The organism is Cobetia marina, assembly GCF_001720485.1.
GTDB lineage: Bacteria > Pseudomonadota > Gammaproteobacteria > Pseudomonadales > Halomonadaceae > Cobetia > Cobetia marina.
In genome coordinates this window covers 2365527-2381214 of the sequence record NZ_CP017114.1, presented here as the reverse complement: position 1 = coordinate 2381214, position 15688 = coordinate 2365527, and the positions used below count along the sequence as shown (strand labels likewise).

At 62.1% G+C, this 15688-nt stretch carries 15 protein-coding genes; 7 read left to right on the top strand and 8 right to left on the bottom strand.

The features are described 5' to 3' along the window. Nucleotides 1-69: 69 nt before the first annotated feature. Complete coding sequence (locus tag BFX80_RS10035; protein WP_084208767.1) at nt 70-894, bottom strand: inositol monophosphatase family protein; 825 nt, start codon at nt 892-894, stop codon at nt 70-72. Nucleotides 895-1402: 508 nt separating this feature from the next. On the opposite strand from BFX80_RS10035, the gene BFX80_RS10030 reads away from it, so the two are divergent. Together BFX80_RS10030 and BFX80_RS10025 are read left to right on the top strand one after the other, a co-directional pair. After that, entirely contained in the window at nt 1403-2662 is a 1260-nt protein-coding gene (locus BFX80_RS10030; protein WP_240499528.1) for a pyridoxal-phosphate-dependent aminotransferase family protein, read from the top strand. Then, entirely contained in the window at nt 2659-3993 is a 1335-nt protein-coding gene (locus BFX80_RS10025; protein ID WP_084208766.1) for an allantoate amidohydrolase, read from the top strand. The genes BFX80_RS10030 and BFX80_RS10025 overlap by 4 nt, the downstream gene beginning before the upstream one ends. A 25-nt stretch (nt 3994-4018) precedes the next feature. On the opposite strand, the gene uraD is transcribed toward BFX80_RS10025, so the two are convergent. After that, a complete protein-coding gene (gene uraD, locus BFX80_RS10020) occupies nt 4019-4552 on the bottom strand; it encodes a 2-oxo-4-hydroxy-4-carboxy-5-ureidoimidazoline decarboxylase (protein ID WP_205632695.1) in 534 nt (177 codons plus the stop codon). A 293-nt stretch (nt 4553-4845) separates the two neighbouring features. Here uraD and uraH point away from each other — a divergent pair, with 293 nt between their 5' ends. The 3 genes from uraH to BFX80_RS10005 all read left to right on the top strand — a co-directional run bounded on the left by uraH (nt 4846) and on the right by BFX80_RS10005 (nt 8636). Next, a complete protein-coding gene (uraH, locus tag BFX80_RS10015; RefSeq protein ID WP_077377409.1) occupies nt 4846-5202 on the top strand; it encodes a hydroxyisourate hydrolase in 357 nt (118 codons plus the stop codon). A 9-nt stretch (nt 5203-5211) separates the two neighbouring features. Further along, nucleotides 5212-6459, top strand: a complete 1248-nt coding sequence (locus BFX80_RS10010) for a urate hydroxylase PuuD (RefSeq protein WP_084208764.1) — start codon at nt 5212-5214, stop codon at nt 6457-6459. A gap of 95 nt (nt 6460-6554) precedes the next feature. Beyond that, nucleotides 6555-8636 carry a methyl-accepting chemotaxis protein gene (locus tag BFX80_RS10005; protein ID WP_084208763.1) on the top strand — a complete coding sequence of 694 codons (2082 nt, stop codon included), beginning with the start codon at nt 6555-6557 and terminating at the stop codon, nt 8634-8636. Nucleotides 8637-8838: 202 nt separating this feature from the next. Here the strand turns inward: BFX80_RS10005 and BFX80_RS10000 are convergent, their stop codons facing one another. Further along, entirely contained in the window at nt 8839-9483 is a 645-nt protein-coding gene (locus BFX80_RS10000) for a TetR/AcrR family transcriptional regulator (RefSeq protein WP_084208762.1), read from the bottom strand. A 268-nt stretch (nt 9484-9751) separates the two neighbouring features. On the opposite strand from BFX80_RS10000, the gene BFX80_RS09995 reads away from it, so the two are divergent. Then, complete coding sequence (locus tag BFX80_RS09995; protein WP_084208761.1) at nt 9752-11848, top strand: NADH:flavin oxidoreductase; 2097 nt, start codon at nt 9752-9754, stop codon at nt 11846-11848. 57 nt (nt 11849-11905) lie between these two features. Here BFX80_RS09995 and BFX80_RS09990 read toward each other — a convergent pair whose 3' ends face one another. The 5 genes from BFX80_RS09990 to BFX80_RS09970 form a co-directional block, all read right to left on the bottom strand. Continuing rightward, a complete protein-coding gene (locus BFX80_RS09990) occupies nt 11906-12232 on the bottom strand; it encodes a S24/S26 family peptidase (RefSeq protein ID WP_084208760.1) in 327 nt (108 codons plus the stop codon). A 28-nt stretch (nt 12233-12260) separates the two neighbouring features. Further along, the gene (gene sodN, locus BFX80_RS09985; protein ID WP_084208759.1) at nt 12261-12761 is read right to left on the bottom strand and encodes a superoxide dismutase, Ni; all 501 of its coding nucleotides are present in this window, start codon (nt 12759-12761) and stop codon (nt 12261-12263) included. A gap of 2 nt (nt 12762-12763) precedes the next feature. Beyond that, the gene (locus BFX80_RS09980) at nt 12764-12973 is read right to left on the bottom strand and encodes a hypothetical protein (protein WP_077376715.1); all 210 of its coding nucleotides are present in this window, start codon (nt 12971-12973) and stop codon (nt 12764-12766) included. A 25-nt stretch (nt 12974-12998) separates the two neighbouring features. After that, the gene (locus BFX80_RS09975) at nt 12999-13418 is read right to left on the bottom strand and encodes a hypothetical protein (RefSeq protein ID WP_084208758.1); all 420 of its coding nucleotides are present in this window, start codon (nt 13416-13418) and stop codon (nt 12999-13001) included. 197 nt (nt 13419-13615) lie between these two features. After that, entirely contained in the window at nt 13616-14335 is a 720-nt protein-coding gene (locus tag BFX80_RS09970) for a hypothetical protein (RefSeq protein WP_084208757.1), read from the bottom strand. 768 nt (nt 14336-15103) lie between these two features. Between BFX80_RS09970 and BFX80_RS09965 the strand changes: the two genes are divergently transcribed. Next, nucleotides 15104-15673 carry an NAD(P)H-dependent oxidoreductase gene (locus tag BFX80_RS09965; protein ID WP_157109472.1) on the top strand — a complete coding sequence of 190 codons (570 nt, stop codon included), beginning with the start codon at nt 15104-15106 and terminating at the stop codon, nt 15671-15673. The last annotated feature ends 15 nt before the right edge of the window (nt 15674-15688 follow it).

Sequence of the window (15688 nt, the reverse complement as noted above, 5' to 3'; positions counted from 1 at the left end):
ACTGAGGGATGCCCACAATGCAAGAAGCCCCGCACTGGCGGGGCTTCTTGCATTGTGGGGGAGGGTGACTCAAAGCCCGGGCAGGCCGGAACTGGCATCGGCATCTTCCAGCAGGCGCTTGAGCGGTGCATGCAGGGCCGGTGAGGCTACCACGATATTCTCGCCATACAGCTCCTCGGGGATGCCGTCCGGGCAACGATAGAGGTGACCGGTACGTGCGCCGGCTTCGCGGGCAATCAGCAGGCCCGCCGCAAAGTCCCAGGGAGAGACGCTCTCATAGTAGGCATCCAGGCGGCCGCAGGCGACATCGCAAAGATCCAGCGCGGCACTGCCGTTGCGTCGGACATCCTGACACACCAGCAACATGGCGGAGAGACGTTTGAGCAGGGGAGGACGGCTGTCCCGGTTATAGGGGAAGCCGGTCGCGACCAGTGCGCGGCTCATGTCTTCGGTCTCGCTGACCGTGATGCTCTCGCCATTCATCCAGGCTCCCTTGCCGCGAATGGCGGTGAAGGTCTCGCCGAGGAAGGGCGCGTGGACCACCCCCATCTGGATCTTGCCACGCTCGCACCAGGCGATGGAGACGGCCACATGGCGCAGCCCGTGAGCAAAGTTGACGGTGCCGTCGATGGGGTCGATCACCCACAGGCCTCCCTTGGTGCCGATGACGTCGCGCTCGGGCGATAGCTCCTCGGTCAGGCGTGCATCTTCAGGGAATTCGGCCTCGAGCGCCTCGGCAAGGAAGGTGTCGATCGCCACATCGATGTCCGTGACCAGCTCATCGCCTTTCTTGTAGTGGTGCGCGAACCCTTGCTCCTCGCGCGCTTTCACCATGCGTTCTCCCGCGTCTCTGGCCAATTGCGTTGCACGTTCCAGGCGTTGTTCCAGCGTCATGTGGCTCTCCAGCAGCGATGATCAGGTCAGATGAGTTGACGCTCATCCCTCCGGTGACCTCCTGTATAACAGACTCATGTGGTGAGTTCAGCCTCGAGGGAGGGAGCGGGCGCACGAAGGGTGTGCTCAGGCATCCGATTCAGGCGTTGCATGCCCCTTCATGGTGCTTTCCCTGCAAGGCGTGCACTGCCAACGGGAGGTGGCGAGGACCGCTTTAGCGATTATCCCGTTATCTTGAGGGGGCGTTTTCTCATCACGCTTCCTGAAGCAACCCGCTTGGGGCCCTGACGAAGACCCGGCCAGCCCCGGCCAGTAGCGGAGAGCCTGTCCCCTGGCCGGCATGACGTGTCTGACCGGGGCTTCGTCAGGACAGGCCGGTGGGATCTGAGGATTCAACATCCGTTTCATTTTTTGATTTCTGGCGCACTTGTTGCAGTAGTCTGGTCATGGCGTTCGGCAAGCCGCCGAACCTTCCCGCATTCAATGCCCTGAAGCACAAGGAGCGAACGTGACACCGATCCCTGACCAGATTCATCCCCCGCAGCGCCTCCTGATGGGCCCGGGCCCGATCAACGCGGACCCACGTGTGTTGCGTGCGCTGTCAGCGCCATTGATCGGCCAGTACGACCCCGCGATGACGCATTACATGAACGAGACGATGCAGCTCTATCGCGGCGTCTTCGAGACCCGGAACGCGGCGACCCTGTTGATCGATGGCACATCACGGGCCGGGATCGAGGCGGTGCTGGTCTCGTTGATCCGGCCGGGGGAGCGTGTACTGGTGCCGATCTTCGGCCGTTTCGGTCATCTGCTGCGCGAGATTGCCGAGCGCTGCGGTGCCCAGGTGCACACGCTGGAATGTGAGTGGGGCGAGGTCTTTCGTCCCGAGCAGATCGAAGCCGCCATTCGCGAGGTGCAGCCAACGCTTCTCGCGCTGGTACAGGGCGATACCTCGACCACCATGTGCCAACCGCTCGAGGAGATCGGTGCCATCTGTCGCCGTGAAGGCGTGCTCTTCTACAGCGATGCCACGGCCTCGCTGGCGGGCAATCCGCTCAAGACGGACGAGTGGGGGCTGGACGCCGTCACCGCTGGCCTGCAGAAATGTCTCGCCGGTCCGTCTGGCAGTTCGCCGCTGACGCTGTCGCCGCGTGCGGTGGAGGTGGTGCATGCACGTCGGCACGTCGAGGCCGGGATCAGCAGTGGGGGCGATCGACTGGCGGAGCCGGGCGCGCGTATTCGCTCCAACTATTTCGATCTTTCCATGGTGCTCGATTACTGGGGAGCGCTGCGCCTCAATCACCACACGGAGGCCACCAGCATGCTGTATGGCGCGCGCGAGTGTGCGCGACTGCTGGTCAACGAGGGCATGGACAACGCCATCGCGCGACATGCGTTGCACGGTCAGGCGATGGTCGAGGGACTCAAGGGGCTGGGGCTTGCGCTGTTCGGTGACCAGGCGCATCGCATGAACAACGTCAGCGCGGTGAGGATTCCGGATGGCCTGGATGGCGAGGGGCTGCGTCGCAGCATGCTGGAGGATTTCGGCATCGAGATAGGCACCAGCTTCGGGCCGCTGCACGGCAAGGTCTGGCGCCTCGGTGTGATGGGCTACAACGCGCGTCGCGATACGGTACTCACCACGCTGGCGGCGCTGGAGCAGACTCTGCGACGCGGTGGCGTCCAGTGTGTCGCCGGCGGTGGTGTCGGCGCGGCGCTGGACTTTTACCAAGAGCATCAGGACCAGCCGGCGGGAGAGCGGCCATGACCATTGATGTGTCCCGAGCGCGCACGACAGCGGGCATCGCCCCGCTGGAAACGGCGGCGGACGTGCTGGCAGCCTGCGATGCCCTGGCGGCGATTTCACGCAGTGACAGCGGGATCGATCGCCGTTATCTGACGCCTGAGCATGCAGCGGCCAATGCCACCACGGCGGCCTGGCTCAAGGCGGCAGGACTTCACAGCTGGCAGGACGGGGCGGGCAATCAGTGGGGGCGATGGTGCCCGAAAACGCTCTCCAGCGAGAGCGAGGCGCCGCGGCTGGTGATCGGCTCCCATCTGGACAGCGTACCGGACGCCGGTCGTTATGACGGGATTCTGGGCGTGCTTCTGGGCGTCGCGGCGCTGACCCACTTCCAGCAGCGTGCTGAACGGGAGGGTGCCGGCTTGCCGTTTGCGCTCGAGGTGGTCGGCTTTGGCGATGAGGAAGGCACGCGCTTCGGCGCGACCCTGCTCGGCAGCCATGCCATCGCGGGCAGCTGGCAACCGGGATGGGAGCTTCTGGAAGATGAGGAGGGTATCAGCCTGGGGGAGGCGCTGACCGCCTTCGGGCTCTCGGGGCAATCGGCGGCCAGTGCCAGCCTGCAAGCGACTCCGCCGCTGGGCTATCTGGAAGTGCACATCGAGCAGGGGCCGGTGCTGGAAGCCGAGAATCTGGCACTGGGTACCGTGACGGGTATCGCTGGCGCGCGTCGTTTTGCCGTCAACTTCGCCGGTCAGGCCGGCCATGCCGGCACCACACCGATGGCACTGCGTCAGGATGCGCTGTGTGCCGCGGCAGAGTGGACTCTGGCCGTCGAGACCCTGGCGCGTGAGGTCCAGACAGGCAAGCGCGCTGACATGCCGGATCACTCACTGGTGGCCACCGTGGGCTGTTGCGAGTTGCGTCCCGGTGCGGTGAATGTCATTCCCGGCGCCGCGGCGTTGAGTCTGGATATCCGTGCCCTGGACGATGCACAACGTGACCGGGCGCTGGAGGAGCTGCTGCAACAGGCCCATCAGATCGCCGAGCGTCGCGGCGTCACCTTCCGTTGCGAGCAGACCCACGCCGCGAATGCCGTCGCCTGTGATGAAGGGTTGATGCAGGCAGTGGATCTCGGTATCGCCGCCACCGGACAGGCGCCTTTCCGGCTGCCCAGCGGTGCCGGCCATGACGCCATGGCGGTGAGTCATCTGTGCCCGGTGGGCATGCTGTTCCTGCGCTGTGAGCGGGGGATCAGTCACCACCCTGCGGAGGCGGTGACGGAGGCGGATGTCGCCAGAGCACTGGCGGCCTTGATTGCCAGCATCGAGGCAGTGGCCGCCAGATATTCGTGTTGATCATCGGCGGCCAGAAGGCGGCTGCCTAGCTCGCTTCCAGCAGGCCCGGCAGTCGCACTGCGGCAATGGCATCGATCTGATTCAGGGCTTCCTGAAATTCCGTCTCGGTGGATTGCGGCAGACGTCGTTCCAGTTCGGCGAGGATGCTTGAGGCGCTATGGCCCTTCACGCAGATGATGAAGGGGATTCCGTGACGGGCCTGATAGTCGGCGTTGGCCTTGAGGAAGCGTTCGCGGGTGGCGTCATCGAGCTGGTCCAGCCCCGCGCCACGCTGTTCGCCTTGAGAGGCGGGCGTCAGACTCTCAAGCTTGCCGGCCGCCAATTCCGGGTGGGCGTCGATCAACTGGCGGCGCTCGGTCTCGCTTGCTCGGCGTACCGCCTCGGCACAGGCGCTCAGCAGGGCTTCGGTACTGGCAAAGGGGCGCTCTGCAGCGGCGCGTTCCACTACCCAGTCGGAGTGCTCATAGAGGCCGCTCAAGCGACGAGCAAGCGCTTCTGGTGGCAGGGCGTTGAGGGTGTCCAGCATTGCCAGATATTCCATCGGGGTTTCGATTGGCATGTGCCTTGCTCCAGAGAAGAAAAGAGAAAAAGACGTGAAGAATCCATTGCTTGCAAGGCACATGCCGCCGCCAGACAAGCCGGGACTCGCCCTTGAGGCAGTGCGTCTGCCGGGGAGACGTGTCCCCTGCACCTTGACCGTCAGGTCAGATTAGGCGAGTGCACTCCTGCGGTGCAATGCCACCAAAGCCCTGAGCCGTGACATGCCGAGCGCCATGCATCATTGATCGGATCAGCGGCTGCATCACGGACAACGCGTCAATGTCACACGCTACCCATCACAAGGAAATGACCGTGCCCAGACTTACCACGCATGTGCTCAACCAGGCTGAAGGCATCGCCGCCAGTGGCGTCACCATTCTCCTGGAGCGCCAGGATGCGCAGGGCAACTTCCAGCAGATTGCCCGAAGCATCACCAATCAGGATGGCCGTGTCGAGGCGCCATTGCTGGAGAACGCACCATCGAGTGACGACGATCACTCCGGCGTCTACCGCCTGACGTTCCAGATAGGGGACTACTTTGCCGGGCGTCCGGTGGGCAAGGGCATGCTCGGGCGGGTGCCGGTCGAGTTCACGCTGGAGGCCAACGGCCACTATCACATTCCGCTGCTGGTCACTCCGTGGGCCTACAGCGTCTACCGCGGCAGCTAAGGAGCCGGCATGAGCGCATATCTCCTCGATTGGGCAATGCTGCTGACACGTTGGCTGCATGTCATGGCGGGTATCGCCTGGATTGGCGCCTCGTTCTTCTTCATCTGGTTCGACAATCGCCGCCAGCCTGCCCGTCATGCCCTCGATGGTCGTCCGGGGGGCGAGCTCTGGGCAGTGCACGGCGGTGGCCTCTACCATCTGTTTCGCCATGACGGCGTCAGTGAGACGCTGCCCAGCGAGATCCACTGGTTCAAGTGGGAGGCCTACGTCACCTGGCTGTCCGGGATGGGGCTGTTCACGCTGATCTACCTGCTGCAGCCGCAGGCCTATCTGATTGATCCGCGCGTGTTCGAGATGAGCGGCAGCATGGCCGTCGGTAGCGCACTGGGACTGCTCCTCGCAGGCTGGCTGGGCTACGAGGCGCTGTGTCGCAGCCCCCTCAAGCGCAGCGCTGCGGCGCTGTTCGTCGCGGTCGGTGTCTGGCTGACGCTGGCGGCCTGGTTCGCGACAGAGCTGTTCTCCGGGCGTGCTGCCTTCCTGCTGATGGGCGCGCTGATGGGCAGCATCATGGCGGGCAATGTCTTCAACGTGATCATCCCGGGTCAGAAGGCGCTGCTTGCCGCCGCGCAGCGTGGCGAGACCCCGGACCCGATCCACGGTCAGCGCGCCAAGCAGCGCTCGGTGCACAACACCTTCATCACGCTGCCGGCGGTCCTGATGATGATCAGCAACCATTACCCGCTCCTGTACGCCAATGACTATCGTCTCGGCGTCATCCTGCTGCTGCTGGTGACGGGGGGGCTGATTCGCATCGCCACGGTGGATCACCACAAGGGTGTCAAGCGACGTTGGGTGCCGGTGGGAGCCGTAGCGGCGCTGATCGGCGTGATCGTGCTGTGTGCACCACGCGCTCAGCCCGTTCCGGCAACGGCCGAAAGCGCCGCGTCTTCACCGTCCGTGGCGGCCAGCAACACCGCTGACAATGCGGTGATGGGCGAGAATGAGGCTCTGCGCGAGAAGGTCCACCATATCGTCGAGCAACGCTGCGCCGGCTGTCACAGTGATTCGCCGACGCTGATCGGGCTTACCGCGCCGGCGGCAGGGGTCGCCTTCAATGGCTGGGAGGACATCCAGCGTCAGGCACTGCGCATCCACCAGCGCACGGTGGTCGACAAGAGCATGCCGCTGGCCAACATGACCCAGATGACCGATGCCGAGCGTCAGATGCTGGACGACTGGTGGCAGGCGACACGCTGAGAGAGTGCCGGGTCAGTCATGCATGTCATCGCTACAGTTGTGGGGCGTTCGGCCGATAGTCGTGATACTTCACTCACGGATCGGAATCGCGCGCAATGATGACAACAAGAAGGCGACTGGCCCGCGCCAGCGTCGGCAGCAAGTTGGCCTTGCTGGTGCTGGGGTTGATGATGGTGGCCTTCATCGTGCTGGGACTGGTGTTCTCCACCGCCAGCAAGCATCAGGTGGAAGAGGGCACGGAGCGTGCCCTTGCCCAGCAGCAGCAACAGATCACCAATACCATCGAACTGTTCGATACCACCATGCAGGCCAGCGTGACGCGCATGCTCAATGCCTTCCTGGCCACCATCCCGGACAATTTCACGCGGATAGAGACTCGCCGCCTGCCGATCGGTCAGCGAGATGCACCGGCGCTGCTCAATGCCGGTTTCATGCTCAATGATCAATCCGGCTATCTGGCCGATTTTGCCAAGCGCACCGGAGCCCCGGTCAGTTTCTTCGTGCGCGATGGTGATGATTTCGTGCGCATCGCCACCACGCTCAAGACCGAGGATGGCTCGAGCCTGCTCGGGCTGACGCTGAGTGGTGGGGTCAAGGAAGCGCTGAATGCCGGCCAGCCCTATACCGGCATGCTCTATCTCGCCGGCCATCACTACATGACCCGCTATCGCCCGATCACCGACTTCAATGACAACGTCATCGGAGCCTCCTTCATCGGAGTGGATATCGGAGCGCAGATCGATGAGCTCTACGCCACCATCACCAGCATCCAGTTGCATGACAAGGATTTCAGTCTGGTGGCCAGCACGGCGGCTGAGCAACGTGGGCAGGTATTGACCGAGGGGCCGTGGCAGGGCCGTTCATTGACGGACTTCAAGGATGAGGCGGGCCGGTCGGCCATGGCGCCGCTGTTTGCCGCCGATAGTGGCCAGTTTGAATATCACCTGGCAGGCGAGGACAGCTCACGCATCACTCGCTTCCAGCACTACCCGGCATGGAACTGGGTCGTGGCCACCACCATCGACAAGGACGAGGTGACCGCTGGCATCACCCGTCTTCGCAATCAGGTCTTCGGCCTGGCGTTGCTGCTGGCGCTCTCGGTGGCCGCCATACTCTATTTCCTTGAGCGTCGCTTGATCAGTCGCCCGCTCGATGCCCTGGTCAAACTGGCTCAGGCACTGGCGCGTGGGGATCTTTCCCAGCGCATCACGAGCCAGCGTCAGGACGAGATCGGCAAGCTGACGGACGCCATGAACAGTATCGGTGAGGACCTGAGCCGCGTGGTCGGTCAGGTCCGGACGACCACCGTTGCCGTCAATCAGGCCGCCGGGGAGATCGCCCAGGGCAACGAGGAGCTGTCGGCCCGCACCGAGCAGTCGGCGTCGAGTCTGCAGGAAACCTCCGCCTCGATGGAGGAGATCACCACGACCGTGCAGCACAGTGCCGATTCCGCTCAGCAGGCCAGCCAGCTGGTCAACTCGACCTCGGAACAGGCGCGCCGTGGCAACGAGGACATGAACAGGGCGCAGGCGAGCATGGAAGACATCAATCGCTCTGCCGAACGCATCAACGAGATCATCAGCCTGATCGACGGCATCGCCTTCCAGACCAATATCCTGGCGCTCAATGCGTCGGTGGAGGCTGCGCGGGCCGGCGAGCATGGGCGTGGCTTTGCGGTGGTGGCCCAGGAAGTGCGAACGCTGGCGACACGCTCCAGCGATGCCTCTCGTGAGATTCGCGGTCTGATCGATGAGTCCATCTCCCACACGCAGCAGGGTGTGGCACAGGTGAAGGACGCCAGTCATGCGATGGCCGAGATTCTGTCGAGCGTCGAGCGTGTCAACGACATGATCGCCGAGATCAGCGCCGGTGCCCGTGAGCAGAGTGCCGGGGTCGGTCAGGTGAATACGGCGGTCAGCGAGCTGGATGCGATGACCCAGCAGAACACCACCTTGGTCAATCAGGTCAGTGGCGCGGCGCGCAGCATGAGTGCTCAGGCACAGTCGCTGGAGTCGTTGATGTCAGGCTTCAAGGTGGCTGGCGGGCATGATGGGGCGAACCCGCACATGTCTGATGCAAACGCTTCTCCCCGACAGGAGAGTGCGGCGTTTCATCGGGCAACGCAGTCGCCGCGTGATTCGCGATTGCGTGAGGAAGAGGAATGGGAGGCCTTCTGAACCGGACTTGGGCATCATCGCCTGACTCGAGAACTGACTCGAGGACTGACTCGAGAACTGTCTCGAGGACTGACTCGAGAACCGGATAGGCGCACCTCGGGCGAGAGGGATAATCCGCGACGCCATGGCACGTTTAGCAGGCCCCCATCGACGATGTGTCGATGGGGGCCTGCTGCGTATCAAGCGCGCGGTGGACACGCCTTCAGCCTGGATGACGCGCCGCGAAGCGCGCCAGTTCATGTGGCTGGCAGGGTTCACCCACGAAGATTTCCACATAGTCAGCGACGCGCCCGATGCGCTCCGCGACGCTTTCCCGGGTGCGCATCGAGAGGTAGCCGATCTGGGTCAGGTAGATGGTGCGCGCTCGGACATCGGCCTGGGATTCGGACTGGCCATGACGCATCAGCATCGCGGTCAGTGCCTGAATGCGTGTCTGATCCGCCTGGTCGACGACGGCGGCAACGTCCTCGTTCTGCAAGCCCCAGTTGCGGATCGCCAGCTCAAAGCGAGAGTCGAACAGCGACTCATCCAGCCAGCAATCGAAGACATTGAGCATGGCCTCCACCACCGTGGCGGCGTATTGCTCGCAGCGCCCGATCAGCCTGGCGGTATTGTGGGCATCCCAACGGGCGAGCAAGGCGGCGAGCAGGGCATCGCGGTCCTTGAAGCTCCAGTAGAAGCTAGTGCGAGACAGCCCCAATGTCTTGGCCAGCGTCAGAACGCGTACCGAGTCCACGCCACCGAGCAACAGCTGCTGATAGGCGGCCTCCAGCCAATCCTCGGCCTTGCCACGTCCTTCCGTTCTGACGCTCGCACTCTCGGGTCGTGTGGCGGTGGTCTCTGACATGGTGGGCTCCTGAAGGGGCTGACAGGCGGGGGATGCTGTCGTCGGGGTCTCGAAGGTCCAAGCGTGACACCCGTACGGGGGGGAGTGGCGTGGCTCGAGCATGCTGTCTGCGACAGCGATGATTCTGTCTGCGCCAGCGGGACAAGAACGCCATTTCCAGCGACGCACGATCTGGATTCTAGGGCTATAGTCAGCTCATGTACACATGTGTACACGATCAAGGCATCTCTGTTTACGATGTCTCATGACCTGACATTCAGGAGGCCGCATGGCTCAGGATCCGCTGCTCACACCGTTCACGCTCAAGCACCTCACCCTCAAGAATCGCTTGATGATGACCTCCCACGAGCCCGCCTATCCCGAAGATGGCATGCCCAAGGCACGTTATCGCGCCTATCACGAGGAGCGTGCGCGCGCCGGTATCGCCTTGACCATGACAGCAGGCTCCGCCTCGGTCGCCCGAGATAGTCCGCCGGTGTTCAACAATATTCTCGCCTGGCGTGATGAGGTGGTGCCCTGGCTGAGCGAGCTGACCGATGCCTGCCATGAGCACGGTACCGCAGTGATGATCCAGCTCACCCACCTGGGGCGTCGTACGCGTTGGGACAAGGCCGACTGGCTACCTGCCGTGTCGGCGTCGCATCGTCGCGAGGCGGCTCATCGCGCCTTTCCCAAGCGGGTCGAGGACTGGGACATCAGGCGCCTGATCCAGGACTATGCGGACGCCGCAGAACGCATGAAAGCGGCGGGTCTTGATGGTATCGAGCTGCAGGCCTACGGGCATCTGATGGATCAGTTCTGGTCACCACTGACCAACACCCTGGAGGGGCCCTATGGCGGCAGTCTCGAGAATCGACTGCGCTTCACCATGGAAGTGTTGAGCGCGATTCGTGCCCGGGTGGGCAACGAGTTCATCGTCGGGGTGCGCTACACCGGGGATGAATGCCTGAGTGGCGGTCTGGATGCCAGTGATGGCCTTGCGGTCTCGCGTCTGCTGCGCGATAGCGGACAGATCGATTTTCTCAATGTGGTACGTGGCCATATCGATACTGATGCTGGGCTCACCGATGTCATCCCGATCCAGGGCATGGCCAGTGCGCCGCATCTGGACTTCGCGGGACAGATTCGTGAGGCGATGGATTTCCCGACCTTCCATGGTGCCAAGATTCAGGACATCGCCACCGCGCGCCATGCCATCGCCACCGGCAAGGTCGACATGGTCGGCATGACGCGTGCCCACATGGCGGACCCGCATATCGTGCGCAAGCTGTTGGCCGGCAAGGAAGAGGATATTCGCCCCTGTGTCGGGGCCAACTATTGTCTCGATCGCATCTATCAGGGCGGATCGGCCTACTGCATCCACAACGCCGCCACCGGGCGTGAACTGGAGCAGCCGCATGACATCGCACCGGCCGAGGTCGCCAGGAAGGTGGTGATCATCGGGGCGGGACCGGCAGGGCTTGAGGCGGCACGTGTCGCCGGTGAGCGCGGCCATCAGGTGGTGGTGCTGGAAGCGGCGGATCAACCCGGTGGCCAGATTCGCCTGACCGCGCAGAGCGAGCGGCGTCGCGAGATGATCGGCATCATCGATTGGCGCATCAGTCGCTGCGAGGCGCTGGGCGTCGAGATTCGCTACAACGTCTTCGCCGAGGCCGATGACGTGCTGGCGGAGCAGCCGGATGTGGTCATCGTCGCCACGGGCGGCTACCCCGAGGAAGACATGCCGCAGGTCGGCAGTGAGCTGGTCGTCTCCAGCTGGGACATTCTCTCCGGCCATGTCACGCCTGGCCGCAACGTGCTGCTGTTTGATGATGCGGGAGACCACGCCGCACTCCAGGCCGCCGAGATGATCGCCAACACCGGAGCCAGGCTCGAGATGATGACGCCAGATCGCACCTTCGCGCCAGAAATCATGGCCATGAACCTGGTGCCTTACATGCGCAGTCTGCAACGTCTCGCCGTCACCTTCACGCCGACCTATCGCCTCGGCGGTGTCTCGCGCGGTGAGGAGGGCCAGTTGATCGCCCATATCGGCAGTGATTATCTGGATGACGCCGTAGCACAGGGCAAGGGCACCGGTGCCTACGCGGATCAGCGAATCGTCGATCAGGTAGTCGTCAACTACGGCGCCCGCCCGATGGAAGATCTCTACTTCGAACTCAAACCCCACTCGCGCAATGGCGGGGCAGTGGACTATGACGCCTTGATCGAAGGACTCGCCCAGCCTGCAGACGGCCCAAGTCCAGAGCACACCGAGCGCTCAGCAGACGGCAAGTTCCAGCTCTACCGCATCGGCGATGCCGTCGCGACCCGCAATACCCACGCAGCAATCTATGACGCGCTGAGGCTGATGAAGGTTGTGTGAGGGTGAGCAGAGAGGTGGGATATCACAGGGGAGCCATGGCAAGGGACAAAGAAAGGCTCACGTATTGTCTTGAGAGAAGGTGTGGATCACTCGCCCTTTGACTCGCCGACAAGACAGCAAGCCCATCTTTTCAGTCGAGGCACTGTCCGGATGGGTACCTTCCAGCCATAGCATGCCGTCTGGTTGTATCTCACGGATGCGCTTGATGATGCGGCCGAAGTGGGGGTGCTGTGCCACCACGATATCCCCGACGCGATAGCGCGATCTCCAGCGTTTCAGCGTGACGACATAATCTCCCGGCGCAAGGCCGGGAGACATGCTGAGTCCATTGATGCGATAGAGCCCGATGGGCATCCGTTCACGCTTGATCAATTCACTCTTCATCAGTTCTTTGGCGCGTCATGTCGTTGCCTCAATCCAGCTTCGGATAGACGACAGTTTCAGACGGCGGATACGGGCAGATGGCGGTAAAGGTGGTGAGTCCCTTGGTATCCCAGAACGCCGCGGCGAATTCATTGATGAGGGTCAGCAGCTTTTCCCCCTTGTCCCGCTCGATGCCCTGTTTGCAGGCAGAGCCGGCCAGCATGATGCTGTGGACCAGTGCATCGATGTCCGGATAGGCGTCACGCTGCGGCTGCTTGATGTAGTCGCCCCAGATGATGCGGATCTCATGCTTGGCTTTCTCGACGTGGCTTTCCTTCTGCTCCACCAGACGGGCGAGCAAGGCCTGGTCTGCCAGCGTCAGGCTGTCCTTCTGGCCCAGCTCATTGATCAGGTCCATGAAGCGGATCACGCTGAGTGCGGCGATCTGCGCAGCGGACGGGTCATAGATCTTGCAGGGAATATCACAGTGCGCGGAGGCCGCAGGGAGTGAGACCAGTCGGTCAACGGTGCGGAGCAGGGCATGAAGCATGTTCAATCCTCCTTTTGCTGAGTGTTGTGACGTTTGTGACGCGACTGACGAATGACAAAGAATGCGGTTCCGATGACGGCTGCGATGGCGCCATAGAACAGGGTGTGAACGAGGGGGCTGCTCCAGTCACTGTGGTCATGTCCCGGGTGGGCCAGTGCCGTATTGGCGGCGGTCAACAACAGCAGTCCACTCGCGATGAGGGGTTTCTTCATGCCATATCTCCTGTGGGGGTGAGGATCAGTGATGGACCCGCGTCGCCGCATGACGCGCGGGGGTTGGCCGATAAGTCCGCTGACGAGAGACGCCCAGCCATTGCACGGTATTCATGATGTCCATTCGCACCTGGCCACTGCCGCGCAGCAAGGCTTGCTGGTGGGCATGGCACAGGCCCGGGGCGGAAAGCGCATGGGAGAGGCGGGCATGGGCAGCCTGCAGGGCGCTCATCGCCTGCGGGTGCTGCCCTTGGGCGCGATAGAGCTCCGCCAGGTTCTGATAGCTCACCACCAGCGCCGCGACGCCGCCTTCCGGGTCTGCACCGGGCATCAGAAAGATGTCTGCCAGGTGGCAGGCACTGAGATAGTGCTGCTCTGCCATGACGTAGTCGCCCTGTTCGAACAACGCATTGCCTGAGTGGGTTTCACGCTTCCATTGGTCCATGAGGACCTCCTGTGACCGGGTGTCGTCAGCATGCCAATCTTCATGATTATGATAATCATTATCATTCAATGATGGTGCAATACCTCGACTGCTGCAAGGGCTCAGGGAGAATCCGTCAGGGACGTCCTGTGATACGTCTCAGGCTGGCAGGGCCAGGCAGGTGATGTCAGCGCAGCACCGAGCTTGAATGGGAGGGCTCATTGACGACTGGCACTCGCCGGGGACGATTGGGGAAGACGGTCGCTGCCGCCATCAGACCCGGGTGAGGCAGAGGGTGTCGGACATTCAGGTGTCAGGGGCGCTGTCGGGGCTGAGGCATAGCGCTGTCTGGCCGTGTGCATGATGGTCTCCATGCTGGCGTAGACCATGTAGAGCTCTCCCAGATGCTTGTCTGTCCTTAGCGTGGCATCGTGAAGCGGCAACAGACCGAAGCGCTTGAAGATCTTCATGTTGGCGCGCTTGCACAACGCCAGAATCCCATCACCATTTCTGGATTTCACATGGCGTGCCGCTGCAGCCATCAACAGATTGCCATGGGCGAAACGTTTGGCCTCCGGGGCCATTACCAGACGGCTGAATTCATAGATGGCACCTTCTGGGATGGAAACGACATCACTGTCGTCAAAGAGGGTGCGCGACTCGAGACCGCCAGGTGTGATGCGAATGCTGCCCAGCAAGGTATCGTGCTGTGTGTCCATCAGGCAGATATGCTGACTGTTGCTGTCGATCACGTCATCGTGGTCCGTGTGCTTCTTGAGATATGCCTTGGCGACACCATGGTGTTGGTCACGCAGCTTGAGGACCTGCTGGAAAAGTGGATGGCGACGACCGAAGAATGACACCGTCTCTCGATGGGTCTGATGCGTGAAAGAAGAGGTGAACTGCGTGATGACGGCGACGTCGTGACTGTCTTTCATTCCCTTGCTGACTCCTCGTTTCCTGAGGTGGATGAGATATCTCATGCTTGTGGGATGGTAAAGCTAGCACTTTATTAGTTTTAGTGCATGTTTGTTGCGTCGCCATGACAGGTTCATGATGGGGGAAGCCGGATGTCGGTCTGCGCGAGACTTTGCCCTGCGGGATCACGCCAGGACTGAAGCGCGAAGAGGGCATGGTCGGATATTTGGCGATATCATTGGCAAAAATGTCGCGAAAATTGGGTTGATGGCATGATTCTGGGTGGTTCGGCGGACGCAGTCATCCATCGTGAGCCATCTTTCCGCCTTGCCAGTGGCGGGGGGGATCGTCGTCCCTCGTCAGCAAGGAAATGGCGCAACCTCGAATATGCCATAACGCTACCCAAGGCTCATTGCTGGCGGAGATGTGCTGAGGAAACGGTGATGTGGCGTATCGTTTCTTATTGAGGAATTCGTCGAGAGGGATCACGAGTTCGCGAGGTTAGCCTTGGGTGACGGGCGAAAATGGCGAAGACATCGAGTCTGATGTGTCGCTTCCGATCACGAGATGCCACGAAGGGGGTTGTGGTCAATCTGCCAATCGGCCGAGATGGCAATGGAGCATGGTGGGAATGCGTGATTCAGGGGTGATGCGCTGCCAGAATCACCTTACATGACACACTTGAAGGAGTTGACAATGGCGCTCAAGATTCTGGTCTTTCTGGGGTCGGTTCGGACAAGTTCCCCCCATCCCCCGCACGTCTGGGAGAGCGGGTCGCCAGATGTTGCATGGCCAAGCTTGAGGAAAGTGGTCATGAAGCGGTGTTGATCGACCCTCTGGATTACGATCTCTCGGCCCCCTTCAAGCCGCTGTTTTCCTATGCACAACGCAATGCCCCGCAGGACTTGCTCAATCTCGCCCAGGAAATAGAGTCGGCGGATGGCTATGTGATGGTCAGCCCCGAGTACAACCATTCCATGAGTCCGGCGTTGGCCAATCTCCTGAATCACTTCGGCAGCTCGCTCTACTCCTACAAGCCGTCGGTGATCGCGACCTATTCCGCAGGACAGTGGGGTGGCGTGCGGGCGGCGGTCAACATGCGCACCTTCCTCTCGGAGCTGGGCTGCCTGCCGGTCTCGGCGATGATCCACGTGCCCCGGGCCCAGGACGTGCTCGATGAGGACGGCAGCTACACCGAGACTCAAGATGCCCAGAAATGGAGCGGCTATCTCGAGCGGGCCTTCGAACAACTTGCCTGGTGGGCGAATGCGGCCAAGCGCTATCACGAGAGTGAAGAGGGTGAAAAACGCCCCGGCGCCTTCACGCGCAGCCCCTCGCAGCGCAACGCGCCTGAATGAATCACTGAGTGTGGA